The organism is Sporosarcina luteola (genome assembly GCF_023715245.1).
GTDB lineage: Bacteria > Bacillota > Bacilli > Bacillales_A > Planococcaceae > Sporosarcina > Sporosarcina luteola_C.
Genome location: NZ_JAMBNV010000001.1, coordinates 1,004,741 through 1,030,062, shown reverse-complemented (window position 1 = coordinate 1,030,062; position 25,322 = coordinate 1,004,741). Strand labels below are relative to the sequence as shown.

Genomic DNA, 25,322 nt, shown 5'->3' with positions numbered 1-25,322 from the left:
GCTACAATCAACGAACCTCTTTTAAATAAACAAAGTGAAATAACACAGCCCTTATAAAGATTTATTGATGAAAGATGATGGAATCTGGGATTTGAATTTCATTATTTCTTTGGATACAGGATGAACAATTGTTAATGCTGTCGCATGCAAGCCCAACCTTTTGATTGGATTGACGGTGGAGCCGTACTTTTTGTCTCCTACAACTGGATGTCCAATTTCCTCCATGTGCACACGGATTTGGTTTTTGCGACCAGTTTCCAATTTGACTTCCAGCAATGAATATTGACGGTTCGATTTTATTTTCCGGTAGTGGGTGATGGCCAGTTGGCCTCCGTTGTCTGTCGGGTTCGAGTAGACTTTGAACGTCCTCGTTTCCTTTAACCAGGATTTGATCGTGTCTGACTCTTTTCGAACATTCCCTTCAACTAATGCCGTATAGATCCTTTCTTTCACCATTTCATCCCAATTATCCTGCAGTGTAATCTTCACTTGTTCGCTTTTCGCGAATAAGAGGACACCTGACGTATCGCGGTCCAGTCGGTGGACGATAAAGACCCGTTGCCCTGGATCCTGTCTTTTAACATAAGCGGATACTTCACTGAATGCTGTTCTTTCGTTTTTATCTTTTGCGGCCATCGATAAGAGGCTGGCTTCCTTATCGACGACGATGATCGCGTCATCCTCATAAATAATTTCCAACCCTGTCAGTTTGCTTTCATTCAAAGCTGCCTTATTCGCAAGGATTTCGACTTTATGTCCAGGTAGCAGTTGATGGTTATGTTTCGTCACTGCCCTGCCGTTAACGGAGACCTGCCCTCTCGTCAACATTGACTTGACGGAATTTCGGCTGTTCTTTTTCATGTTTTCCAATAAAAACGGCAATAGTTCCGCTTCTTCATTCACTGAAAACAGAAAGGAATCTTCCCTTCTCTTCTTTTGATTCTTATGCATGTCTTGTCTCCTCGCTCTCTCCTTCAATTATCCACAAATTGCCCTTTCATTTCAAACGCTGTATCATCATTACTAAATGTAGTTGTACAAAATAGGGGGATATGGACAATGAAAGTTGCGATATTCGATTTTGACGGAACGCTTTATTCGAAGGAAACTTTTCAATTATTGATGGATCATTTAAAACAGCATCCAACTCATCGCGCAAAGTATAAATCTTTTTTTCGCAGGATTCTCCCACTATACATAGGTTACAAAATAAAAATCGTTCCGGAAGCTAAAATGAGGGAAGGTTCAATGCAAATTTACGCAAATGCATTAAACTCATTAACAAAACCCGAGCTTGATCAATATTTTGAGGATATGAAGGAAAGCATGCGGCTGCATTTCAACGATGAAGTTGTGGCGAGGGTTCAACAGCATCGTAACGATGATATGCATGTCATGCTTGTATCCGGTGCGTATACGTCATTATTGCATGCTGTGACGGAAGGCATTGAGTTCGATACGATTATCGGAACCGACATACCGTTTACGGAGGATGGCGCATTTGACAGCCAGAAGGGAATTTACCATATCCAAGGAAATCGGAAAACAGAAAAGGTCATGGAGATGCTGGATGGCAAGCAGGTCGACTGGGAACATAGCTTTGCATACGGGGACAGCTATTCCGATCTTCCCGTGCTGGAGCTAGTCGGGAATCCGGTTGCTGTTAGACCTGAGGAGCGCTTGAAGCAGATTGCAGAGGATAGGAATTGGACTATCATGTAACTTAACCCCCAAAAAGGACTTCTAGTTTCTGAAGTCCTTTTTTGTTCTTCTAATTACAATTCGGTTATGAAAAGATTTGATACTCACTCCAAATGCAATAGATCACTTTGTAAGGCATTTTTAATTGAATAGCCAACCTGAATAATATCATCTTTGTTACGAGCAAAATATTGATATTCCACTTCTGGCTCGGCTTCAAATATCACACCTATGTAATATGGATTTAGGTGTTTATAACCAGCTTCACGGTGAGGCACTTTCTTATAACTCCACGTTTCTTCGGGATACCGTTCTTCTAAGTGCTTCTGTACATACTCAATTTTCTTCTCAATTTGGTTATCAATCCAATATGGACGCGCGAAATAAAAGATTCCAAAAGCAAACAGAAAGAAAATAGCCAATCCCTGAACGAACTTTCTGCCCTTGCCCTTAAAAACGAATGAAACGAATAGAATAACAATGAAGATTCCAATCACTATCATCAATTCAATTAATTCTGTTGGATGCAAAGAAAAGTCCCCTTTGTTAATTATTTTCACCAGCAAATATAATAAACGCACCAACAACAATGACGAATATAAATGCCAGTAAAGCAAGACCGAATACAGTCGGTTTTAATAAGATGCTAAAAACAATGATAGGGGTACCAATCATAGCTACAATAGAGGTGAATTTCACTAACGGACAACATTCGGTGAAACCTCTGGCTCCTCTTGATATTGCCAACGCTTTCCAAACAAAAAACTATCTTCGGGGCAATTAAAGGTCCAAATAAAGAATGCATACAGTGGAATCACAAAGATTATTGCTAGGATGATATCGGTTGCCATATTGTTGTTCCCCCCGGAAAAATGATGTTTTTTCCATATACCTTATTTCCCAACTACTCAGTTATACGAATAACAAATCAATTTGTTACATACCTAACGGATTTTATTTTCCGTCCATAAACCCATAATAAAAGAGCAGCCAAAGCTGCCCTGCTTTACTATAGCCCTGTTCTTGCTGGCCACACCGTTTATTCTCCATTCTCATCAACAGAATGAACGTTTAATGTCTCTTGTGCTTGTGTTGCACTATCACTTCCCAAGGCCTGAACTGTTATATGATCGTGGAATATCCTATCACCGAATTCCCATTCAAATGACCAACCATCATCCCCATCTATGTCAATTCCAATAAGTGTTCGTTCACCCCAAGTCGCTGTTCCTGTTGGGGTTATCCAAAACAATACTGTTTCAACATTTTCCACTTCCGCAGAAATAGTCATTGTACGAACACCTTTCGGAACAATGGACCAACCATTTTCCTTTTCTAAATCTGTGCTAACCTCTAGAATTTGAGCTTTGCCACCGTTATTTTCAGAAATACCGGGTATATCCTCTACGCTTTTCTCCGGTTGTTTTTCGTATACATCATTATTACAGGCTGAGAGAATCAGTATGAACAATAAACAGAGCGTAACGATTGGAATCCGCCGCATATGTATCCTCCTATTATTTCATCTCACTATTCATCTGTGACAATCAGTTATTCGTTGGTATCGGCAATAAGTGCTATGGCAAGTATTGTTCAGTCAGCATTACGATCTTATTTTCCACAATATAAATGTTGAAGAAGCGATCATATTCATTTGCGGCTTCTTTAAACTCGTCGGCAGTTGGTATAGTTTGCAATTTATCCCCTTTAAGAATAAAGTAATTTGCATCCAAATCCACGGTGACAATTTTTGTCTCTTGCTCCTCTATTACAAAACCATTCGGCGCTTCATTATCCTCTTTCTTTTCAGCGAATTTAACTTCTAATGTAATAGTAGCCCCACCTGTATTAACGTCTTTAACAAATCCTTGCCGACTATTAATGCCAGGAACACGAGACAAAAGGTTCTCCATTATATAGATCTTATTATGTAGTTCATTATAGGCTTCGTTTTCATCCCTGGCCCTGCTTTCCAACATGACATACAACTCTTTAATTTTATTCTCACTTTCGATAAGTTGCTCATTCAATTGTGATAGTTGTTCTTCTAAATCCCCATTTACTTTTGTAGTTGCAGTTTGCTCTGCCCCTTCTTCCTTTGTACAACCAACTAATAACACCAGCAGTATACCTGCGTAGATGACACGTAGTTTTTTCAATGTACTTCTCCCTTTTCCTAGCACTATTATTTGGCCTTATTTACAAAAGCAGGTTTAGGCAGCTATATAGCCTACAGAAGATATCAATCGTTGTGTCGGTCAAATTTCATCAAGCATTCCATTTACCTCAGTCACTCCGACAAGATTCTCTCCTTCTATAAACGCTAATATAGATTGTTCGAAGTAGCGCTTAGCCTTTCCAATCTCCCCTTTGGCTTTATTAATTTCTCCAAGCCCTCGCAGAGAACATCCAAGTGCAATCTGATCGTTCGATTGTTCAGCATATTGAAGGGATTGATACATCAGTTTTTCAGCCTCGAACAAATTATTTTTCTTTAATAAAATATAACCTTGCTCGTAATAATTAGCCGCAAAGCCTAAATGCCAATTTGGATTACTGCTACTCAATAATGTTAATTCCTCATTAAATAATTCTTGTGCTTTATCGTAGTTCTCTGCCATCCGCTCCACCATGCCCAACTGATGGATCGCGATGAGTTCATCTTGATAATTTAAACTCGACTTAGCTATTCCTCTAAGCTCATCATAAATTGACCGCGCTTCATCAAATTTCTTCAGTTCACTTTTTACATAACCCAACCAATGCAATGCGGCTTCGTATTTGGTTGACCTTGTATCCATTAAACTGAGGCAGTCCTGATATATTCCTTCTGCTTCAATAAGTTGATTGTTCTCAAAGAGTTCAAATGCCCCGCTTAATTTATCATCAATAGATTCTGTACAACTCATGAATCCCCCTCCTTCTAACGCACAATTTGGCCTAAATAGGTTTATAAGTTATGCGTTAAGAGTGACATAACTCATCAAAATAATGAAAAATGCCACTGTTTCTAGGTTGACTATAACTACATTCGGCTTAACTTTGGAGAGCAGTTTCACTCGTTTCACTAAACTGGCGTCTAACGTGATAAGCAAATAATAAAAGATGAACAGACCAAAAAAGAACATGATAATCGCCGTAGTATACTCGTCACTTTTCCAGAAGGAAATTGCTAAAAATAACGCCAATATACTTTTAAAAATACCAAGTAAACTTTCAAAGGGCTTCGTAAATGTTGCCATCATATATTCCGTATGTTTTTCTGTAATTGAATAATCCTCGTTGCATTTACTTATAAAGGCTATATGCCCCGTTTGAAGGACCATCGAAATGACTAGCATGATTAAATAGGCTAAGCCAAAGACGGTACCTACTAATAAAGCGTCTGATTCTATTAATTGATGGAGCGCGAGAGGTAAAGGAAGCCACATTGCGTACATTAATGCCATCAGTAGATGCAAGAAAGCATATTCATTACTTCTTGCCATTTTCTTGAATGTAAAGATGATGATCAAATATAGTAGTACCCCTATCCACCCCAGGATCATTGTCGAAATTAACATGACTATCTCCTTCTAAATACCAATTTATTAGCAAACTTGATTATCATTGCGCAGTAGCCGCCCGGCGTTTTATTTCATAGTTCAAAAAAACGCCCTCATTTCTTCCGGTAATTCCTCTATGCAAGAACTTTTAAATTCTTTGTTCCAGGGGACGTCAAATCATTAAATATTCTAACATCACTCTCTTCATTGTATAATACTGCCAAATAACTTGCTATCACTATAATTAAATTAAAATAAAAGCGGGGAAGCAACTTTCTTTCAAGTTGTTCCCCGCTTTCTACTATTCACGATAACGCCTTCAATCCAACGACGCCGATAACTATCAAAAGTAAGCTGGCGATACGCCCTTTGCTCCTTGATTCACCGAAAAACAGCATATTGATCAATACTGCGCCTGCAGTTCCTATGCCAATCCACACTGCGTATGCAGTGCTTACTTGCAAATAGTTGAACGACATATAGAGAAATGCGAACGCTGCTCCAAATCCACCGCCGAATAAAATGGTATTGGTGAATGTCTTCTGTTCACTATATTTATTCAACCCGACAACGCCGACAAGCTCACTTATTGCCGCTGCGAATACAAATAACCAGCCCATCACTTAACCAATCCTTTCTTTTCATCCACGCCATCAGCAATCTTCAGTCCAATGACGCCTACAACTAATATGGCAATGAAAAACAGTTTGCCTGCTCCGAGGGTTTCCCCGAATATAAACACATCCATCAATGCGGTCCCAACTGTTCCGATTGCTGCAAAGATGGCATATACGGTACCCGTCGGAAGGTTTTCACAGGCTTTCGCCAAGAAATGAAAATCGACGAAGATGAAAAACACGATTGGAATCCAATGCCACCATTCGGAGGCGACATTGAAACCGAAAATCCAGACCAACTCGAAAAAGCTTGTTAGCGCAACATAAATCCATGATTTGTTCATAATATTTTCTCCTAACTCGGCGGGTGACTGACTGTCATTCATTTTTATAATGACAAGTCGTCAAAGGCTTATTGCCAATAATAATAGGCATTAATACGCAAGGGCATGCTTTAAGAAATTTTTCACTTCATTCTTTTGTATGACCGCTTCATCTTCCTTGTCAGTGTCGTATAAATAAATTTGTTCCGCAGCTGATTCCACGAGACCAATCACAAGTCTTGCCGTCCTCTCAGGATTGACGGTGTTCCGGATTACACCTTCATCAATTGCTAGTTGAAGACCCTCACTCACCCATTTATAGAAAGGCGCGTATACGGTCTCCCAATTTTTCAAGTGCTCTGTCGATGCTAAACCTGAATAGATAAGTGCTTGAATTTCATGATACTCTTCATTTACTTCGAAAATCGCATCAACGAGCTGCTCCATCCGTTTTGGGAACGGTGCGTTATCCGATACTCTATCCGTCACAATCTCTAACGTTTTTGCGACCATCACTTCGGCTATTGCCGGCATGAGTGATAATTTAGATGGGAAATATAAATAGAAAGTTCCTTGAGCAATCCCTGCCACTTTCACGATATCGGATATCTTCGTCTTTTCGATGCCTTGCTTGCGGAAAACTTCTATCGCCGCTTTTATGATTCTTTCCTTCTTATCCAATTACCGTCCGCCTCCCCACTGAATGACTGTCATTCATTATACCATAAAAAATAAGCAAATCGGGGTTTTTGCTCGTTGCCGTTAATTGAATATGAGGGGCAAAACAAGCTTCCCCTCATATTGAGACTCCCCTTACACTATCTATTTCTTTTCAGTTCGCTGATCAATATGCAATGTGCCGTCAGTTAGTATTTCTGCATAATACACTTGCTCCACTTTACTGAACCCATTTTTCTTCAGCTGTTCATAAACCCATTCTTCAGTCAGCTTCAATTCAGTCAAGTTTTCTTTAATTAATTTCCCATCCGAAATGATTTCAGTCGGTATATATTTCGGCTCATTGCCAGGTGCTTTCACATCTTTGCGTGTTGCAGTCTCTTGGGCCGCCTTTTTCATGACGCTTAACTGGCCGTTCGTTTCGAGAATTGCATAGTTCACGTCTGCGACAGCGAAAATGCTCTGCTCACGGAGCATCATATTGAGATCGTTCAATGTGAGTCGGGCCTTTTTCATGCCTTGTTCACTTATTTTTCCTCTGTGTATAATAATAGTTGGTTGATCATCAAATAAAATTCGCGCTTTTTTTGACTTTACTGTTAAAAAGTTCACAAATACTGTTAATATAGCCCACCAAATCATCGCAATGGCACCATTCAGAAAAGGGGTTTCCGATTGCGCGGAGATCTCACCAGCGATAGAACCGATTGTAATCCCCGTAACATAATGAAAAAAAGTTAGTTGTGAAATCTGCTTTTTCCCCATGAATCTGGCTAGTAGCATTAGAATGATAAAAGTAAAAGTTGCTCTAAGCATCATTTCCCAAAAGTCCATCTTTGAAATTACGTCTGAAATCATCTATTCACACCTCCGCTAACGCTAGTGTGTGATAGAACTATGACAATATACGGATGAAAAAACCTGCAAATTCAGTTCATGAATTCGCAGGCTATTATTTTCATTCCCACTCGTAAGGTGTTTCTTGGTAGACATAATAATTCAGCCAGTTTGAGAAAAGAAGATGAGTATGTGCGCGCCACGTGTTCGACGGCTCCTTTGTCGGGTCGTCGTCCGGAAAATAGTTAGCCGGGACGTCAATATCAATCCCTTTCTTCAAATCCCGTTCGTATTCTTCGCCAAGCGTGCATGCATCATACTCCAAGTGCCCGGTGATCATAATATGTTTGCCGTCTTTTGAAAGGATGATGAAGGCACCTGCATCTTCCGAAACCGCCAATAATTGAAGGCGAGGATCCTGTTCAATCTCATCTATTGAGACTGACGTATAACGGGAGTGAGGTGCATTGAACAGATCATTGAATCCTCGTGCCAATTCGACAGTCGAATCAGTCAATCGATGGTTGAAGACTCCGGATAGCTTTTTCGGCAACTCATATTTATCGATGCCGTAATGATGATAAAGTGCGGCTTGCGCGCCCCAGCAAATATGTAAAACGGAAGTTACATTTGTTTTGGACCAGTCCATGATCTGTTTCAGTTCTTCCCAATAGACGACGTCTTCGAATTGAAGATGCTCAATCGGCGCACCTGTGATAATCAGTCCATCGTAGCGTCTATTCTTGACATGCTCGAATGTAGTGTAAAAGGATTCCAAATGATTTTTGCTTACATTTTTTGATTCGTACGTCGCAGTGTTCAAGAATGAAACATTGACCTGCAACGGCGTATTTCCGAGCAGCCGAAGCAATTGTAGCTCTGTCCTTTCTTTTTCAGGCATTAAATTCAGGATGAGGATATTTAATGGACGGATATCTTGGGTCGTTGCCCGCCCTTCATCCATAACGAAAATCTTTTCTTCTTTCAACAGTTCGCGTGCCGGTAATTGTTCCGGTATATTGATTGGCATTACGTTTCCCCCTTTTTAATATACAAAAGCGAAGGGCGCCCGCCCATAGGCGACAGGCATAAGGCGAAGATGCAGTGTGGCGCTTTTTGCCACAAAGCAGATTTGACTTATGACCCGAGCTTATGGCGCCCGAAGTCTAGACGACAAATAAAAACCCCCGTTCCAACAGATAGGAACGAGGAGTTGCATTTGTTTTATCGTTCTTATCTCTCAAGATTTACATCTTGTTGGAGGTAGCACCTTCCTGCTATTGCAGAGGTTGCTGAAGCTTCATCGGGCCAGTTCCCTCAGCTTCTCTTGATAAGAAATATTCAATTATGATTATTATATCATCTTTAATCGAATTGTATACCGGTTTCTTTAACGATGAACTTTCGCTTTCGAAAAACCGAGTCCTAGAATTTCCGATGCATTGAGAAAAATGACAAAGGACGAAGGCTCAGCGGTCTGAAGCAATTTCTTCAAATAAACGGCTTCGGACTGTTCCACAACGCATAGAATCATTGTTTTTTCGTCGTTTGAATAGCCACCCGTTGACTTCACTTTCGTCAATCCCCTATCGATTTCATTCTGGATAACCGACTGGATCTTCTCTTCGTGTTCAGTAATGATTAGGACAAGCTTCGTGGGCGACGTTTGCAATTGGACGAAATCAATCACTTTGCTTGTTACGTATATCGACATGAGTGCGTATAAAGCGAGTTCAAAATTGAAGACAAAAGCTGAAGTGACAACGACAACCCCATCAACTATCAGTTGGGAGAATCCGCTTGAAATGCCCGTGTATTTCTTTAGGAGTTGGGCAATTAAAGCCGTTCCGCCTGTCGAGCCATTCCCCCGGTAAACGATTCCTAACCCAATACCTAGCATAATGCCGCCATATATAGAACTTAGAAACGGATTGTCGACGGATAACTGAAGGTCTCCCGTCAAATAAATGACAAACGGGACAAAAAAAGTACCTACAATTGTCTTTGCACTGAATTCCTTCCCTGCCAACAATAGCCCCAGTATGATGAGCGGGATATTAATCATCCATTGCACATATGCAGGATTATATTCGAATAGTTCATATAGGATTGTACTGACCCCTGAAATGCCGCCCGCCGCGATACGCGCCGGCAAGAAAAATATATTGAATGCAAGTCCGACTAGAGTCGCTCCTGCAATGATTTGAATATAGTCAAAAACGATGGGTCTTTTCTGGATGAATGACATGATTGGTTCCCCTTTCTTAGACGACCTTCCTATTCTATCAAAATAAATCACATACTTAAACGTTTTAAAGCGGTTATAAGAGGAATAGAGAGAATAGGAGAGAAAAAGAGAGTATACTAATTTTTTTGTATTTTTATAATTAACTGGTATAATAGTAGGACAAGTAACAATAATACAAAGTTTCAAGGAGGATCATAATGCGTAGCTTAGGTATTGTCAGAAAGGTTGACCATCTCGGCAGGATTGTAATCCCTAAGGAATTAAGAAATACGTTGAAACTTGATAAAGGTGCACCAATGGAAATTTTCGTGGATGACGATATGATCATCCTCCGTAAGTATGTTGTGGATTCGGCTTGTATCGTAACCGGGAATATCACCTCAGAAAACAAGAGGCTATCCAATGGCATGTATATTAGTCCAGAGGGAGCGGAAATCCTGAAAAAGGAAATTGAAGAACGAAAGACTTGGGAATAATCATTTCCCGGGTAAATGGGCAACGGTCAAAAACCGTGCCCTTTTGACGTGAACAAAATGTAATACCAAACGGAATCGGAGGAAGCTAAATGGAGATATTCGCACATAGAGGAGCTTCAGGGAACTTTCCGGAAAACACAATCGCCGCCTTCATGGAGGCTGCTCGTCTCCCCGTTTTTGGTGTTGAATTCGATGTACATATGACAGCAGATGGAGAGCTTGTCGTGATCCATGATGAATCGATCGACCGTACTTCGGATGGAACAGGATATGTGAAAGATATGTCCTTAGCGGAATTAAAGAAACATGATTTCGGCAACTGGTTTTCACCAGAATTCCTAGGAGAAACAATACCTACACTCGCTGACGTCCTCGAGGTTTTCGATTCGACTGACCACAAATTGAACATTGAATTGAAATCGGATATTTTCCCATACGAAGGAATGGTCGAAAAAGTTCTTGATTTGATTGCGGAGAGACAAATGGAATCGCGCATCATCATTTCATCATTCGATCACAGTGCCATCAGTACCGTAAAGCGGTTTAATCCTCAAATTGAAACCGCCGCCTTATTCATGGAAGTGCTAGTCCACCCAATGGATTATCTCAACAAAATCCCAACTGATGCACTCCATATCCTATTCCCCGCAGCACTTCGTCCGACCATCGCTGAAGTGATAAACAGCGGCATGCCGGTCAGAACATTTACAGTCAATGACAAGACATACGCACAGACCTTGAAACAAGCCGGAGTACAAGCCATCTTCACTGACTACCCGGAGAAATTGTATTCCTTTTTCCTTTCCAAATAAAAGTATAGGTGGGTCATATAGGATTGTAGCGAACGCCGTAACGAAGAACGGCGTTTGCGAGTAAAAGCATAGCGTTATGAGCAATGTTTTATGCGACCCTAAGTGAGCAGGATGTTGCTCCATTAATTTTTGCAAAAGGAGCGGAAATACGGCAAATCGAACTCTTGACTGTTCGATTGGAAAGCGCCCTCCTGTAGCGAAAATCCGTTTCCATAATAAAAAAGAGATATCACCAATCCATACTAGGATGGCGATATCTCTTTTCATTATGCGCTCAAACTGTTAATAAACTCCTCAATCTCTTCCTTCGTCTTCCGGTCCTTACTTACAAAACGCCCAACCTCTTCCCCACTATGGAACGCAATAAAGCTCGGAATCCCAAAGACATCCAATTGTTGGCAAATCTCAATAAAATCATCACGGTCTACGTAAATGAATTGATACTCCGGATAATCCGCCTCAATAGCCGGTAGGAATGGTTCAATCACCCGACAATCCGGGCACCAATCCGCTGAAAACATGAACATAGTCCGCTCCTCATTTTTCAACTGCTCAAACTGCTCAACCGATTGTAATTTTTCCATTCGTCCTCTCCCCTTCTATAACATCTCTTCTAAAGTATATCACTGAAAAATGAAACCATCATTTGACGCAACTTCTCTAACGAAAACAAAAAGTAATGAAAACGATCGATCGGGGAATTCTAATCATTCAACAAAGGAGGTTTCCCATTGCGTATCCAATATATAATTGCTTCGATAAGTGCAATATTCTGTCTCTGTCTGTCCATCAACATTGTCTCCGCTTCCGATCAAAAAAGTGAAAAGGAAATTATGGAGCAACGGATGAGTTTTTATTTACAATTCTCGAACGAACTGGTTCCTTGGTATCACCTTGCTGCAATTGATCAATATGAACGCAACATCCAGCAAGTGCGTAATGATATTCCAAAAGCCGACGGACCTATTTCCATTCAATACCCCGTTGAACATTGGTTCGGTATATTGAACCCGGATCCCTCAGACAATTCACCGGACACACTCGCACTTTTCGGCGGCCACGGTTCTGACGGCAACTGGGATGGGGTAGCTGACCAATCCGACCCAGCCGATGTACTCATGACAATGTATTCCCATTTAGCGATGTACGGACCAGATGAAAATTCATTTAAAGCTGCATTATGGCACTACTATAAACGGGAAATGACGGTAAATCAGATTCTTACAATCGCCAAACTGTATAAGCATTTCGAAACGGCCGAGCTGGATAAGCATGTATTCCCTATCCCGAAAGGACATCATTATACGTATCGCGGTACATGGGGCACAAGCCGCGGATGGGGAGGTCGCCGCATCCATGAGGGAACAGACCTTTTTGCGGGCTACGGCGTTCCTGTCGTCGCAACTTCTTATGGCGTCATAGAAGTGATGGGATGGAACGAATACGGGGGATGGCGCATCGGTATTCGGGATAACCATAACACCTATCATTACTTTGCCCATTTGGCTTATTTTGATAAGGGCATCAAAGAAGGCGATATTGTAGAGCCCGGGACCCTTCTTGGCTTTGTTGGCAGCACCGGATATGGGAAAGAAGGAACATCTGGGAAATTTCCTCCCCATCTCCATTACGGATTGTATAAATACAACGGCAGGACTGAATGGGCTTTCGATCCGTATCCAGCCCTTCGGAATTGGGAACGGCAAAAATAGGGAGAGGCCGTCTCGCTCTCGAGACGACCTCTTTTTTTAGATAGTAACGCCTAGCGTTTTGAAGAGAAACGAATAGACATCGGTCTGTTCTTCAATGATTTTGACTGTTGGCTTTCCGAGACCATGTCCTGCATTCTTTTCGACACGAAGCAAGATCGGATTTCCCCCTGAATAAGCTGCTTGCAATGTCGCAGCAAATTTCATAGCATGCGCGGGTACGACACGATCGTCCGTATCCGCCGTCGTAATCAAGGTAGGTGGATACTCAACGCCTTCCTTGACATTATGAAGTGGAGAATACTTGATCATAGTAGCGAAGTCTTCGGCATTCAACTCAGCATTTCCGTAATCAGTCACCCAATAGCGTCCCACCGTGAATTTGTGGTAGCGGAGCATATCGATAACAGGAACTTGGCATATTGCCGCCCCGAATAAATCCGGGCGTTGGGTGATGCTTGCTCCAACAAGCAAGCCTCCATTGCTGCCCCCCATGATTGCAAGCTTCTCCTTTTTCGTATAACCTTTTGCAATAAGCCATTCTGCAGCCGCTATGAAATCATCGAAGACATTTTGTTTACGTTCCAATGTACCTGCCTTGTACCATTCTTCACCGAATTCGCCGCCGCCTCTCAAGTTAGCAACCGCATATACGCCACCTTCCTCAATACACATGCGCAATGCTGGTGAGAAGGATGGTGTCAAACTGACATTGAAACCGCCATATCCATAGAGTACGACTGGGTTTTCACCATTTAGGACCAGTCCTTTTTTATGCGTCAAGAACATCGGGATCATCGTTCCGTCCTTCGATGGGTAAAAGACTTGAGTAGTCTCGAATCCTTCCGTCGTGAATTTATTTTCCTCCTGGAATATTGAAGTCAGTTCTCCGTCCTCGAAGCTATAGCTTGCAATCGCATTCGGAGATAAGTAGGATGTGTAACCGATGAACATCCATGCTTCCTCTTTCTTGCCTGTCAAACCAGTCAGCGAAATGAATCCCGGCAATTTCACGTCAACGCCACGCTTGCCTTCCAGGTCAAAAACTTTCAGTTCATAATGCGCGTTATGCAAATAGCCAACTACGATTCTTCCATTGATGATCTTTCCGAAAGACAATACATCGGTAGTCTCCGGAATGACATCAATCCAATTTTCCTTCGACGGATTGTCCAAATCCACTGAAATAATTTTTTCGTATGGTGCATCGACATTTGTAAGGAAATAGAATGTGCGTCCTTCATTGCCGATGAACGAGTATTCTCCATCGCCTTTATCGAACAGATAGACAAATTCCTCATCTTTTTCTAGGTCTTTATAATAAATCCTGCTTTTATTTTCCGTTCCTTTCCATACATTCAGGATCAGATACCGATAGTCATCCGATAACATCGGATTGAATGAGAACTCTTTGTTGTCAAGATCTTCATATATGAGTACATCATCGTCCTGCCCAGTGCCTGCTTCATGCCAATACACCTTGTTGTAATAGCTTTGTTCTTCAGCCGAAACAGTGGATGGATCGGGAAAACGGTTGTAGAAGAATCCTGTACCTTCTTCATTCCAAGCAATGCTTGAGAATTTGCAAAATTGAATAAGGTCGGATTCATCCTTTCCAGTCTCCAAGTTTTTTATTTTTATTTCCTGCCAGTCACTTCCGTTGAGTGAAATTCCATATGCCAATCTCTTGCCATCCTTCGAGAATGAGAGATTCGTTATGGCAGCAGTGCCTCCGTCATTCATCATATTCGGATCCAATACGACTTCCAAGTCTTTGGAGTTAAGATCTTTTGTACGGTAAAAGACGGATTGATTTTGCAGGCCATCGTTTTTGTGGAAATAAAAATAGTTTCCTTCTTTTTGGGGAACAGAATACTTTACATAGTTCCACGTTTCTGTCAGTTTGCTTTTCACTTTTTCACGATCCGGGAATGTCGCAAGGAAATCTTGAGTTCGTTTATTTTGTTCATCTACCCATTGTTGTACTTCAGGGTCTTCAGAATTTTCCAACCATCTGTATGGATCGCGAATATCGGTCCCATGAAAATTCTCAACTACATCCTCTTTTCTAGTAAACAATACCATTACATTTCCCCCTTTTTACTCATACAATTGATATTTTACCACATTGTTCTGAAAAGTGGGCATATGAAAAGCAGCTGAATATAATCAGCTGCTCCAATCTAATCTTATTTACTATTCGGGAATGCGGCACCATGCATAGGAGGAGGGATGATCCAACCTTTTTCCTTGTTCAGACGGAGTAATCTCATACCAAACAAAAGTCGATCTGCATGAAATTTACTGAACATCATTGCAATATCTTCTCTCAAGCATTGGCCGATCACCTGACTGCATGAGACAAGACCTTGACCGACGTTTATGGAAACGGCTCCACTAATTTCGGGATCCATGTACCGTGCACCGACCGGAATGTCTTCCGCTTTTGCAACTGCTCGATCAGGCAATGTCGGAGGAGGAGTTACACCGTTTTCTTTAAGTACTTTCTCGACTGCCTTATTCTCGTCCTTCATCATTTCAACCGCGTCTTTAAGAAGCTCAATCAAGTCCTCATCGCCAGCATGATTGATGAAACCTTGATATCCGCTAATTAACCCTTTGTTCGCGCCTGCATATGCCCAACAACCGAGGACTTCACCATAGTGCATTGGCTCTTCTTTCGGATTTCCATTTAAAATGCCCAATTTTTCTCCCTCTTTTCTTAAACTTTTCCATTGATAATTATGGTGTTGCAATTATGATGTGAAGCTCGTGGTATTTTATACATTCGTTTCGCATTAATAATTTGTAGTTGACATTTTCAAAATGTTTGGTAAGATACTGTGCAATATTAATTTTTAGTAACCACAGTTTTACTTGAGTCGCTCGATAACGAACATTATGTAATATTTATGCCACTTCATTCGCCTCTGGGACGTTATTTTGTTTCAGTTACTAATTATCAATTTTAATTTCGTAAATAAACGAACGATTGGTTGACATTCTAAAATAGCGTGTTATGATTGTCATTAATTAAATAATTCGATGAACGATTTGGACGGAGACAGGTTTTGCGGATCGGAATCCATAGAGAGCTGATGGTTGGTGAGAATCAGCGTTTCTGACGTAGAGCAGCACTCCTGAATCGGTGGACTGAAACTTCATTTTCAACTTGTTAAGTAGGTTCACCCGGAACATGCCCGTTATGCATGCAACGAAGGCTGTCGTCCTGACAGCGAAAAAGGGTGGCACCGCGTAGCTGATAGCTTTTCGCCCCTTGCATTAATTTGCAAGGGACGGAAAGCTTTTTTATATTCCAAGGAGGAGATTGACATGTTGCAAGATCAACAATATTTACGAATTCCAGGACCGACGCCCATTCCGCCGAGTGTACAACGGGCGATGGCCAAACCAATGATTGGCCACAGGGGAAATGAGACGTCCGATTTGCTCCGCTCCATCAAACCCCGACTGAAAAAAGTGTTCGGGACCGACCAGGATGTAATGATCATTACGGGAAGTGGAACTTCAGGTTTGGAAGCGGCTGTCGTCAATGCCGTAAAACCACTTGACGAGGTGCTTATCATTGTGACCGGCGCATTCGGTGCTCGTTTTGTACAGATTTGTGAAGCGTATGGCATTCGCGTGCACATATATGAAGTCGAGTGGGGCCAAGCCTTTGACCCTCATGAAATCCAGGAACATCTTCGGAAATTCCCTGAGGTCAGTGCCGTTTTCGCAACGTATTGTGAAACATCGACAGGTGTCATGAATCCGATTCACGAACTTGCTTCTTCGGTAAAGGAAGTATCCGATGCCCTTATTATCGTCGATGGGGTGTCCTGTGTCGGCGGCGTGGAGACTAAAATGGATGAGTGGGGCATAGATATCATGGTGACCGGCTCGCAAAAAGCGTTTATGCTGCCTGCCGGACTAATGTTCATCGCGGCAAGCGAGCGGGCTTGGGAAGTCATTTATTCCAATCCGAACCGGGGTTTCTATTTGGATTTGTCGAAGTATCGGAAGGACCTGGAAAAGGATACGACACCCTTCACCCCTGCCCTTTCCCTTTTGTTCGGGCTCGATCAAGCGCTTGAATTAATGGACACGGAAGGGCTCGAGAACGTGTATGGACGTCACACGCTCATGAAAGAAATGGTGCGTGCGGCATTCAAGGCACTCAAAATTCCTTTATTGACGAATGACAGAGATGGATCAGATACAGTCACTGCCGTCCAGCCTGAAGATTTTGACGCTGAGGAGTTCCGGAAAGTGATCAAGAAGGAATTCGGACTTTCTATTGCCGGCGGGCAGGAGAGATTGAAGGGGAAGATTTTCCGCATAGGACATATGGGTTACTGCTCCCCTGCCGATATATTGCAGACGCTCGGCATGATGGAAATTGGGTTAATTAAAGTTGGAAAAAATATAGAGCTCGGCCAAGGTGTAGCGGCAGCGCAGCGAATCTATTTGGAAAAAGAGGAGAATGACCGATGACATATCATATATTGATCGCCGATCCGCTAAGTGAGGAAGGGATCCATCCGCTGAGGCAAGCGGATGGGCTGGAAATCACGATTGCTACCGACTTGTCAAAAGAGGAGCTGCTTGAAAGAATTAAAGGGTTCGATGCTCTTCTCGTACGGAGTCAGACACAAGTGACTCGAGAAGTGATGGAAGCCGCTAGTAATCTGAAAATCATCGGACGTGCAGGTGTCGGCGTTGACAATATCGATTTGGACGCCGCCACGGAGCATGGCATCATTGTTGTCAATGCGCCTGACGGCAACACGAATTCTGCCGCTGAGCATACAATCGCGATGCTGACAGCGTTGGCCAGGAAAATTCCCCAAGCCTTCAATTCATTGAAAAACGGTGAATGGGACCGTAAATCGTTCATCGGTGTAGAGTTGAAAAATAAGACACTCGGCGTCATCGGACTTGGAAGAATCGGTGCAGAAGTTGCAGCCCGCGCGAAGGGTCAACGGATGAACGTCATCGCATACGATCCATTCTTAACAGAGGAAAAGGCGCAAAAAATGGGGATTGGCTTCGGGACAGTGAACGATGTTTTGAAAGTTGCTGATTTCATTACAATCCACACTCCTTTATTGAAGGAGACCCGCCATTTATTAAATGAAGAAGCTTTCGGGAAGATGAAAGACGGCGTACAGATCATTAACTGCGCCAGAGGGGGAATCATCGACGAAGATGCATTGTACGGTGCAATCGTGTCGGGGAAAGTCGCTGGGGCGGCCCTTGACGTTTTTGAAACAGAGCCGTTTGTCGATCATCCACTGCTCTCTCTGCCTGAAGTGATTGCAACTCCGCATCTAGGGGCCAGCACGGTGGAAGCGCAGGAAAGTGTCGCCGTCGATGTCAGTATGGATGTCGTGAACTTCTTCAAAGGAGATGCTGTCCGAAATCCAGTCAACCTGCCGTCCGTCTCGAAGGAAGTGTTGGCCAAGATTTCGCCTTTCTACGACTTGGCTGAAAAGCTGGGGATTTTCCTATCGCGAATGACTGATGAGACGATTGAAGAAGTGAATATCAAGTACGCAGGAGAGCTTGCCAACTACGATGTGCGCGCATTGACCCGTAATACGGTTAAAGGCATTTTAAAGCGCAACCTTGGCAACCATGTCAATGATGTTAATGCGAAATTTTTAGCCGACCGTTTTGATATTAAAGTGAATGAGCATAAAACGACGGCCAGCAAGGGCTTCCTCCACTTGATCACTGTAGAAATCGTCACTGCCAAGTTTACACATCGTGTGGCAGGCACTTTGCTGAATGGTCTTGGAGCGCGCATCGTGAAAGTCGATGATTATGTGGTCGATGTTGTGCCGGATGGCCATCTTCTATTCATTAAACATAAAGACCAGCCGGGAGCGATCGGACGCGTTGGAACGTTATTGGCACAGAAAAACATCAATATCGCGACGATGCAAGTCGGCCGTTCCACAGTCGGTGGTGATGCCATTATGATGCTAACAATTGATAATGGCGTTGAACAGACGGAAATTGGGGATTTGACTGAGCTAGGAGATATTTATGAAGTGAAAGCGATCGATCTTTGACGGAATATGTAACGCGGAAGAAATGAATGGACCTTGCACGCGGAAGAATGAGTCTTGTGGCACTTAATTGAGCCCTTGTGCAAAAAATTGAGCCCTTATACGAATAATGGAGCCCTTGATCAATTAATAGAGCCCTTACTTAAAAAAGAGTGAGTCCCGAAATCCGGGCTCACTCTTTGTTCACCTTGTCCAATATCGGAAACAGCTGCTCGAGATGGCGAATTTCAAAAGTAGGTTGGATACTCGGGTTCCCTTCTTTCCCTTCTCGGTTAATCCATACAGAACGCATACCGATTTTCGATGAGCCCAAAATATCGGTCATTAAATTGTCGCCGACCATCAACGCCTCAGCTGCGGAACTGCCTGTTTCCTTTAATGCATGCTCAAAAATGGAAGGATCCGGTTTCCCTTTTCCAAAGGCTCCCGATATGACAATGAAATCGAAATAAGGGGCCAACTCCGGAGTAATATCCAATTTCGTGTTTTGAAGCGACGGAGAGCCGTTCGTCAATAATACTAGCGTATACTCACCTTTCAACTGTTCCAGAACCGAAAAAGTTTCGTCGTAAACGAATGGAGATTTTTTTCGTTCCTCAATGAACCGGGCTGCAAGTTCCGCTCCTAATTCCACATTCTTAATGCCAAGTTTCGCAAGCCCGCCCGTCCACGCACTTCGTTGGTAATCAGGAATGAATTCCTTCATTCGCTGGAATTCCTCGCCGGGATCGTCGAATGTCCCCCATAAACCTTCAAAAGGGTTGATTCCGATCATTTGTGTGAATTCATATGTATCATATGTTGCGTACATTTCTCTCGCTGTTTCACGGACCGCCGCCTCCAGTTCCGAGGCATGGATATCAAGGCTTTCCTCCGCGTATTGACATGTCCTACCGAACGCCGTGGCAATACTTTTCTCATCCCATAATAGCGTATCGTCCAAGTCGAAAATAATTGTATGGATCATCCTGTCATCTCCCCCTTTACTTCATTATACATAAAAATACCGCTCCAAAAAGGTATTGGAGCGGCCAATTCATTCAGGATATATATTTCGGGCCCAAAAGCGCTGTTGAGTGATGGCTTGAATGAAGTCCGTCGGGAAATCGGCTCCGGATTCTGATGCAACCACAATACCCGATCCGGCTTTCGCATCGGATTCCCTGAAAATATCTTCCCCAGTTGAAGCGATGCCAATCGGCTTGTAATGACGATACGCTTCATTGATGAATTCCTCGATATCACTTTCGAACTTCGCTTGATTCTTCGCTTTTCCGCCGACGACATATAACGAATCGTAAAGGACGGGCGAAGTTGTTAGAAAAGTTTCATTCAAAACAACCTTAACACCGTCTTTGCCAGTAAGACTGCCTAAATGCTCACCGACAATGTCGACGGCCACTCCGTGGTTCAATAATGTTTTTACGACCGCTTTCACTTCTCTGCCATTGAAGCCATTTCCGATCAACACGCCTACTTTAAGTGTATTCGGATATCTCGGCGTCTTCTCTTGGCTAAGTGCCGGGGAAGCGGCAGTAACGTTGACTTGTTGGCCTTTCGGACGTTTGACTCCGACTGCATCGGCAATGACAGTCGCCAATTCCTTATCCACATTGACAAACATGTCGACGACTTGCTGCCGGACGCTGTCTGATTTCACTTTTCCGACTTCAAAGATGAATGCGTCCCTTATATGTTCCTTTTCAGGTGGTGTCATGCTGTTCCAGAACAATCTCGCCTGCGAAAAATGGTCTTGGAATGAATCGCTTCTTGCCTGGATGACACGTCCCTCAACCTTCTCAGCGTAATGGACATAGCCCCCTTCTTTCCACGTAGAAGTCGAAGGCGTATTATTAGCAAGCGAGTTTTTATGATAAGCTACTTGCCCCACATCGATTCGCTGGCGGCTGAAACCATCCCGCTGATTATTGTGAAACGGACAGATCGGTCGATTGATCGGGATTTCAGTGAAATTCGGCCCTCCAAGGCGAATCAACTGAGTATCCAAATATGAAAAAAGCCTTCCTTGCAAGAGTGGATCATTTGTAAAGTCAATCCCCGGCACAACGTTCCCGACATGGAACGCCACTTGTTCCGTTTCAGCAAAGACATTATCCACATTCCGGTTCAACGTGATCTTGCCGAACATTTGGACAGGAACAATTTCCTCGGGCCAAATCTTCGTCGAATCCAAAATATCGAAGTCGAACATGAACTCATCTTCCTCTTTGATCATTTGCACGCCGACTTCATATTCGACGACATTTCCATGCTCAATGTTTTCCCATAGATCGCGTCGATGGAAATCCGGATCCTTCCCTGCAATCTTCTGCGCTTCATCCCAGACGAGTGAATGGACGCCGAGAAGCGGTTTAATGTGAAACTTGACGAATGTAGCTTTACCTTCCTCATTGACCAGGCGGAACGTATGAACACCAAAGCCTTGTATCATTCGGAAACTTCTTGGGATGGCCCGGTCAGACATAAGCCACATCACCATATGGGCAGATTCCTGATTATTGGCGACAAAATCCCAAAACGTATCGTGCGCAGATGATGCTTGCGGCATTTCATTATGAGGTTCAGGCTTGATAGCATGCACGACATCCGGAAACTTCATGCCATCCTGTATGAAAAAGACCGGCATATTATTGGCAACGAGATCGAAGTTCCCTTCTTCCGTATAGAACTTTGTAGCGAATCCGCGAACGTCCCTAACCGTATCAGCGGACCCTTTGCTTCCGACAACCGTCGAGAACCGCGTGAATACTGGCGTTTTCGAGCCCGGATTTTGCAGAAATCCGGCTTTCGTAAACTCCTTCATCGATTTGTATAACTCAAATACACCATGGGCCGCAAACCCCCTTGCATGGACAACCCTCTCAGGAATCCGTTCATGGTCAAAATGGGTCAATTTCTCCCTTAGATGAAAATCTTCCAATAATGTCGGTCCGCGCACTCCCGCTTTCAAGGAATTTTCATCATCCGACACTTTCAAGCCTTGGTTCGTCGTCAATTTCTTGCCGTAGTTATTAACTCGGAACTGGTCAAGCTGTACATTTTTCCGGTTTTGATTTTTCTCCAAAGAATCCCCTTCCGTATATTTCTAAGCCGCCAATCCTATTTATATGCGAGTTGTTAGCATCTGGGCACTCTCCCATGTTTCATCAAATTGAATTTAGGCTACAATAGGAGACGAGATCGTTATTAGGAGGCGTGAAGGATGCATCATCATTATTTCATCGGAATAAAAGCCCCTGCTTCAATTGAAGATCCTGTAAAGCTATACAGGGATAAATACGGTTTATCGAACATCTATAAAGTCATTCCGCACGTGGATGATTTGCATATTACATTGCTATTCATCGGGGCACTTCCTGAACAGAAAGTTGAACCTTTGCAGGAAAGTCTCGCTGCATTAGCCGACAACCATAGTGATTTCGCACTGACCATCGATGGCCTTTCCTATTTCGGATCTCCGAAAGGTCCTCGTGTCGTTTATATGTCAGTCCAACCATCACAAGAGCTAGATGCGTTGCAGCAAGCGGTTGCGGCAATAGGGGCAGATCAATTGGGCATCGAACCTGATAATCGTTTCACTCCTCATATTACGATTGCCAAAAAGCGCAAGGTCAATGGAGAGTCTCCGATTCAAAAAGAAACATGCACGCCTGTGCCATTTCACGTCAACGGATTTTCACTCTTTAGAATCCATCCATCAAGGACTCCGAAATATGAAGCCGTCAAAAATTTTCCGTTTAAATAACCCTCTCAATTAGAGAGGGCCACATTATGACTTATTGATCCGGAACCATCCTTTATGTGTAAACCAACCGATCATCGCAACTCCTATGATTAGCATCACCACAAGGACAATTGGATATCCGTAGCGCAAGTGAAGCTCTGGCATATGTTCAAAATTCATTCCATACACACCGGCAATGAATGTCAACGGAATGAAGACAGAAGAAATAATCGTCAGTGTCATCATTACACTGTTCATTTGGTTGGAGTTGATGGACAGTTGGCTATCACGAATATCTGAAGTCAACTGTCGATTGGAATCAAGCATGTCGCTTATTCGGATGAGATGATCGTAAATATCCGAGAAATATGTATGCTCATGAGAAGCGAAATCCAATCTTTTCGATTCGAGCATTCTGTACAATAACTCCCTCATCGGATAAATCGTCCTTCGGAGACGCAATAAATCGCCACGCACTTCAAAGACATACTCCATAGATAATTGAACTGTTGTCGGTGATAGCTTCTCTTCGATTTCGTCCAAATGATCCTCGATATTATAAAGGATCGGAAAATATTGATCGACTAGTTTATCCATAATTTCGTACATGACGAGAACATGGCCACGTTCCCATTTTTCAGGATTTTGCATGATTGCTTCACGCGCCTTATCGATTTCCTGTAATTCCGTGTAATGAAATGAAATGACAAAGTTTTCGCCCAGGAACAAATCCACTTCTTCCGCAATCAAGTCCTCGTGACATATGGAGTGCAGAGCAAAAAATGTATACCCTTCATAATGGTCCAGCTTCGGACGCTGAATTCGGCCATAACAATCTTCCAACGCCAATGGATGGAACGAGAATAATGATTGAAGTAAGGATGCCTCTTCCGCGTCCGGTTGATCGAAATCAACCCAGTACCATCGTAGAGAGAGCTCCGTTATTTCATGTACTGAGAAGCCGTAAATGAATTCATTGTCTGTAGTTAGTCCCATTGTCCAGATCATCTTTCCACCTTCTTTTCATTCGTAATGAACTTCCTGATCCACATTCGATGACTGTCCTTACCGTATCTTAACCATTTTACCTTTACCTCCTACATTAACTTCTTACATTACTTCTTCCTATGCAAGTTTTTCCACGTTTACTTACTGTAAATGAGCGCACTATATGTGAACAACATAAAAGGAGTGTTACTTGCTATGGACATGAAAGACAAAGTTCAAAAAGAGCTCGCAAAGATTGACGGAGAAGATAAAGGTCAAATCCTGGAGAATTTTAATCATTTCAAGCAATACCTCGCCGAAAAAGTAGCGCTTGGTGAAAATTTAGGGTTAAGTGATGAGAAGCTTGCAAAAACGACAGAGATTGTTGCAGGTTATCTTGCCAATCATGAAGAACCTCGTAACCGTGAAGAAAAAGTGTTAATGGAGCTTTGGAAATCAGGATCTGAAGAAGAGCAACGTGTGTTTTCCCAAATGCTTTTGAAAATGGTGAAACAAGCTTAGGACAAAGGCGTATTGTAAAGAAGAGCTATCACTCAAATGAGTGGTAGCCTTTTACCAGTGTGTACGCATTGTCTACATTATGGGATGTGAAGTTAGGATGGATTTTTTCCAGGCACAAGAAACACTGACCGCAATCCAATGGGGGCTGCGTGCGGTAGTTGCTTTTTTCTTTTTATTATTCGCTTCCAGGTTGATGGGCGAACGTTCCATATCCCAATTACGGTTGATTGACTTTACCATTGCATTGATTATCGGAAATATTTTAGCCCATCCCCTATCTGATGAAAAATTAGGGATGAAAGGGTCACTAATTACGACAACTGTATTGATCATCCTGTATATTTCTTCAGTGTATGCAACGTTAAAATGGGGGAAGTTACGCAAATTGGTTGAACCATCACCTTATCCTCTCATCAAACATGGGGAAATCATGTATTCAAATCTAAATAAAGCGAGAATTACAATCGATCATTTATTATCAGAGCTTCGCAAGGATAAAATTGAAGATGTACAGAAAGTGTCACTAGCATTATGGGAACCTGACGGGACGATTTCTTTCTTCCTATCCCCTCAGCATCAAGCGTTGACACCTCAAGATATGCAACTTGTTTCAAATCCATTTATCTTTCCAACCGTAGTGGTGAAAGAAGGCAAAGTCGATCAGGCGTCTTTGAAGTCTGTTGGAAAGGATCTGGACTGGTTGCAGAATAAATTCAAACTTTATAACGTGACAGCTGATGACATTTTACTGGCAACAGTAGACGGAAGCGATGATTTGAAAATCTACCTATATGAAGGATGAGTACATTTCATTTTGTCATCCATAGTAACAAGCTTGAAGTCTATATAAATGGAGGGGTTTGCTTTGGAAAGTCAACGTGCACATCAGATTGTGTCGTCACCGGATGAGATTATGGTTAGTTATAATGGCGTTTCTGTCTGGATTGACAAAATCCACGATGACGATCGGACCGCAACGGTTCATTTGCGCCAAGCTATGGAGGAAAGGTCTGAAGTTGCAATTTCCGAATTGAAAAAGCACTGA

Annotated in this window: 28 protein-coding genes, 1 riboswitch and 1 other annotated feature; of the genes, 10 read left to right on the top strand and 18 right to left on the bottom strand. The window is 42.7% G+C overall.

Annotated elements, in window-relative coordinates; all coding sequences use genetic code 11:
- Nucleotides 1-51: 51 nt before the first annotated feature.
- A complete protein-coding gene (locus M3152_RS04750; RefSeq protein ID WP_251694047.1) occupies nt 52-951 on the bottom strand; it encodes an RluA family pseudouridine synthase in 900 nt (299 codons plus the stop codon).
- Between the two features lie 108 nt (nt 952-1,059).
- On the opposite strand from M3152_RS04750, the gene M3152_RS04745 reads away from it, so the two are divergent.
- On the top strand, nt 1,060-1,722 hold the full coding sequence (locus tag M3152_RS04745) for an HAD family hydrolase (RefSeq protein WP_251694046.1): 663 nt from the start codon (nt 1,060-1,062) through the stop codon (nt 1,720-1,722).
- Nucleotides 1,723-1,805: 83 nt separating this feature from the next.
- On the opposite strand, the gene M3152_RS04740 is transcribed toward M3152_RS04745, so the two are convergent.
- The 11 genes from M3152_RS04740 to M3152_RS04690 all read right to left on the bottom strand — a co-directional run bounded on the left by M3152_RS04740 (nt 1,806) and on the right by M3152_RS04690 (nt 9,949).
- Nucleotides 1,806-2,231 (bottom strand): hypothetical protein, encoded by a 426-nt coding sequence (locus M3152_RS04740; RefSeq protein WP_251694045.1) that lies wholly within the window; start codon nt 2,229-2,231, stop codon nt 1,806-1,808.
- A gap of 509 nt (nt 2,232-2,740) precedes the next feature.
- Nucleotides 2,741-3,205: a hypothetical protein gene (locus M3152_RS04735; protein ID WP_251694044.1), complete on the bottom strand. Its 465-nt coding sequence runs from the start codon at nt 3,203-3,205 to the stop codon at nt 2,741-2,743.
- A gap of 73 nt (nt 3,206-3,278) precedes the next feature.
- Nucleotides 3,279-3,860 (bottom strand): hypothetical protein, encoded by a 582-nt coding sequence (locus M3152_RS04730; protein ID WP_251694043.1) that lies wholly within the window; start codon nt 3,858-3,860, stop codon nt 3,279-3,281.
- A 99-nt stretch (nt 3,861-3,959) separates the two neighbouring features.
- Nucleotides 3,960-4,610 (bottom strand): tetratricopeptide repeat protein, encoded by a 651-nt coding sequence (locus tag M3152_RS04725; protein WP_251694042.1) that lies wholly within the window; start codon nt 4,608-4,610, stop codon nt 3,960-3,962.
- A 48-nt stretch (nt 4,611-4,658) separates the two neighbouring features.
- The gene (locus M3152_RS04720) at nt 4,659-5,264 is read right to left on the bottom strand and encodes a hypothetical protein (protein WP_251694041.1); all 606 of its coding nucleotides are present in this window, start codon (nt 5,262-5,264) and stop codon (nt 4,659-4,661) included.
- A 287-nt stretch (nt 5,265-5,551) separates the two neighbouring features.
- Nucleotides 5,552-5,866 carry a DMT family transporter gene (locus M3152_RS04715; RefSeq protein WP_251694040.1) on the bottom strand — a complete coding sequence of 105 codons (315 nt, stop codon included), beginning with the start codon at nt 5,864-5,866 and terminating at the stop codon, nt 5,552-5,554.
- The gene (locus M3152_RS04710; protein WP_251694039.1) at nt 5,866-6,207 is read right to left on the bottom strand and encodes a DMT family transporter; all 342 of its coding nucleotides are present in this window, start codon (nt 6,205-6,207) and stop codon (nt 5,866-5,868) included. The genes M3152_RS04715 and M3152_RS04710 overlap by 1 nt, the downstream gene beginning before the upstream one ends.
- A 90-nt stretch (nt 6,208-6,297) precedes the next feature.
- Nucleotides 6,298-6,867, bottom strand: a complete 570-nt coding sequence (locus M3152_RS04705; RefSeq protein ID WP_251694038.1) for a TetR family transcriptional regulator — start codon at nt 6,865-6,867, stop codon at nt 6,298-6,300.
- A 141-nt stretch (nt 6,868-7,008) separates the two neighbouring features.
- A complete protein-coding gene (locus M3152_RS04700) occupies nt 7,009-7,722 on the bottom strand; it encodes a YetF domain-containing protein (RefSeq protein ID WP_251694037.1) in 714 nt (237 codons plus the stop codon).
- 100 nt (nt 7,723-7,822) lie between these two features.
- On the bottom strand, nt 7,823-8,731 hold the full coding sequence (metA, locus tag M3152_RS04695; protein ID WP_251694036.1) for a homoserine O-acetyltransferase MetA: 909 nt from the start codon (nt 8,729-8,731) through the stop codon (nt 7,823-7,825).
- A gap of 200 nt (nt 8,732-8,931) precedes the next feature.
- Nucleotides 8,932-9,038: riboswitch (SAM riboswitch) on the bottom strand.
- A gap of 53 nt (nt 9,039-9,091) precedes the next feature.
- Nucleotides 9,092-9,949, bottom strand: coding sequence for a YitT family protein (locus M3152_RS04690; RefSeq protein WP_251694035.1), 858 nt, complete (start codon nt 9,947-9,949; stop codon nt 9,092-9,094).
- Between the two features lie 197 nt (nt 9,950-10,146).
- Here M3152_RS04690 and M3152_RS04685 point away from each other — a divergent pair, with 197 nt between their 5' ends.
- Nucleotides 10,147-10,425 carry an AbrB/MazE/SpoVT family DNA-binding domain-containing protein gene (locus M3152_RS04685; protein ID WP_251694034.1) on the top strand — a complete coding sequence of 93 codons (279 nt, stop codon included), beginning with the start codon at nt 10,147-10,149 and terminating at the stop codon, nt 10,423-10,425.
- A gap of 89 nt (nt 10,426-10,514) precedes the next feature.
- A complete protein-coding gene (locus tag M3152_RS04680; protein WP_251694033.1) occupies nt 10,515-11,237 on the top strand; it encodes a glycerophosphodiester phosphodiesterase in 723 nt (240 codons plus the stop codon).
- A gap of 266 nt (nt 11,238-11,503) precedes the next feature.
- Here M3152_RS04680 and M3152_RS04675 read toward each other — a convergent pair whose 3' ends face one another.
- Nucleotides 11,504-11,821, bottom strand: a complete 318-nt coding sequence (locus M3152_RS04675) for a thioredoxin family protein (protein ID WP_251694032.1) — start codon at nt 11,819-11,821, stop codon at nt 11,504-11,506.
- Between the two features lie 153 nt (nt 11,822-11,974).
- On the opposite strand from M3152_RS04675, the gene M3152_RS04670 reads away from it, so the two are divergent.
- Nucleotides 11,975-12,949: a M23 family metallopeptidase gene (locus M3152_RS04670; RefSeq protein WP_410055863.1), complete on the top strand. Its 975-nt coding sequence runs from the start codon at nt 11,975-11,977 to the stop codon at nt 12,947-12,949.
- 36 nt (nt 12,950-12,985) lie between these two features.
- Here M3152_RS04670 and M3152_RS04665 read toward each other — a convergent pair whose 3' ends face one another.
- Complete coding sequence (locus tag M3152_RS04665; protein WP_251694031.1) at nt 12,986-15,031, bottom strand: prolyl oligopeptidase family serine peptidase; 2,046 nt, start codon at nt 15,029-15,031, stop codon at nt 12,986-12,988.
- Nucleotides 15,032-15,135: 104 nt separating this feature from the next.
- A complete protein-coding gene (locus tag M3152_RS04660; RefSeq protein ID WP_251625252.1) occupies nt 15,136-15,651 on the bottom strand; it encodes a DUF3231 family protein in 516 nt (171 codons plus the stop codon).
- Nucleotides 15,652-15,992: 341 nt separating this feature from the next.
- Nucleotides 15,993-16,227 (top strand) — a binding site (T-box leader).
- A gap of 52 nt (nt 16,228-16,279) precedes the next feature.
- Here M3152_RS04660 and M3152_RS04655 point away from each other — a divergent pair.
- Both M3152_RS04655 and serA read left to right on the top strand, forming a co-directional pair.
- On the top strand, nt 16,280-17,443 hold the full coding sequence (locus tag M3152_RS04655) for a pyridoxal-phosphate-dependent aminotransferase family protein (RefSeq protein WP_251694030.1): 1,164 nt from the start codon (nt 16,280-16,282) through the stop codon (nt 17,441-17,443).
- Nucleotides 17,440-19,026: a phosphoglycerate dehydrogenase gene (gene serA, locus M3152_RS04650; RefSeq protein ID WP_251694029.1), complete on the top strand. Its 1,587-nt coding sequence runs from the start codon at nt 17,440-17,442 to the stop codon at nt 19,024-19,026. The genes M3152_RS04655 and serA overlap by 4 nt, the downstream gene beginning before the upstream one ends.
- Before the next feature lie 169 nt (nt 19,027-19,195).
- Here the strand turns inward: serA and M3152_RS04645 are convergent, their stop codons facing one another.
- Both M3152_RS04645 and M3152_RS04640 read right to left on the bottom strand, forming a co-directional pair.
- Nucleotides 19,196-19,990, bottom strand: coding sequence for an HAD family hydrolase (locus tag M3152_RS04645; protein WP_251694028.1), 795 nt, complete (start codon nt 19,988-19,990; stop codon nt 19,196-19,198).
- A 69-nt stretch (nt 19,991-20,059) separates the two neighbouring features.
- A complete protein-coding gene (locus tag M3152_RS04640; RefSeq protein ID WP_251694027.1) occupies nt 20,060-22,108 on the bottom strand; it encodes a catalase in 2,049 nt (682 codons plus the stop codon).
- Nucleotides 22,109-22,246: 138 nt separating this feature from the next.
- On the opposite strand from M3152_RS04640, the gene thpR reads away from it, so the two are divergent.
- On the top strand, nt 22,247-22,789 hold the full coding sequence (thpR, locus tag M3152_RS04635; protein ID WP_251694026.1) for an RNA 2',3'-cyclic phosphodiesterase: 543 nt from the start codon (nt 22,247-22,249) through the stop codon (nt 22,787-22,789).
- A gap of 24 nt (nt 22,790-22,813) precedes the next feature.
- Here the strand turns inward: thpR and corA are convergent, their stop codons facing one another.
- On the bottom strand, nt 22,814-23,776 hold the full coding sequence (gene corA, locus M3152_RS04630) for a magnesium/cobalt transporter CorA (protein WP_251694025.1): 963 nt from the start codon (nt 23,774-23,776) through the stop codon (nt 22,814-22,816).
- Nucleotides 23,777-23,971: 195 nt separating this feature from the next.
- Between corA and M3152_RS04625 the strand changes: the two genes are divergently transcribed.
- The 3 genes from M3152_RS04625 (at nt 23,972) to M3152_RS04615 (ending at nt 25,322) form a co-directional block, all read left to right on the top strand.
- Nucleotides 23,972-24,277 carry a DUF3243 domain-containing protein gene (locus M3152_RS04625; protein ID WP_251694024.1) on the top strand — a complete coding sequence of 102 codons (306 nt, stop codon included), beginning with the start codon at nt 23,972-23,974 and terminating at the stop codon, nt 24,275-24,277.
- 97 nt (nt 24,278-24,374) lie between these two features.
- Complete coding sequence (locus tag M3152_RS04620) at nt 24,375-25,079, top strand: DUF421 domain-containing protein (protein ID WP_251694023.1); 705 nt, start codon at nt 24,375-24,377, stop codon at nt 25,077-25,079.
- A 63-nt stretch (nt 25,080-25,142) separates the two neighbouring features.
- Entirely contained in the window at nt 25,143-25,322 is a 180-nt protein-coding gene (locus M3152_RS04615; RefSeq protein WP_251694022.1) for an H-type small acid-soluble spore protein, read from the top strand.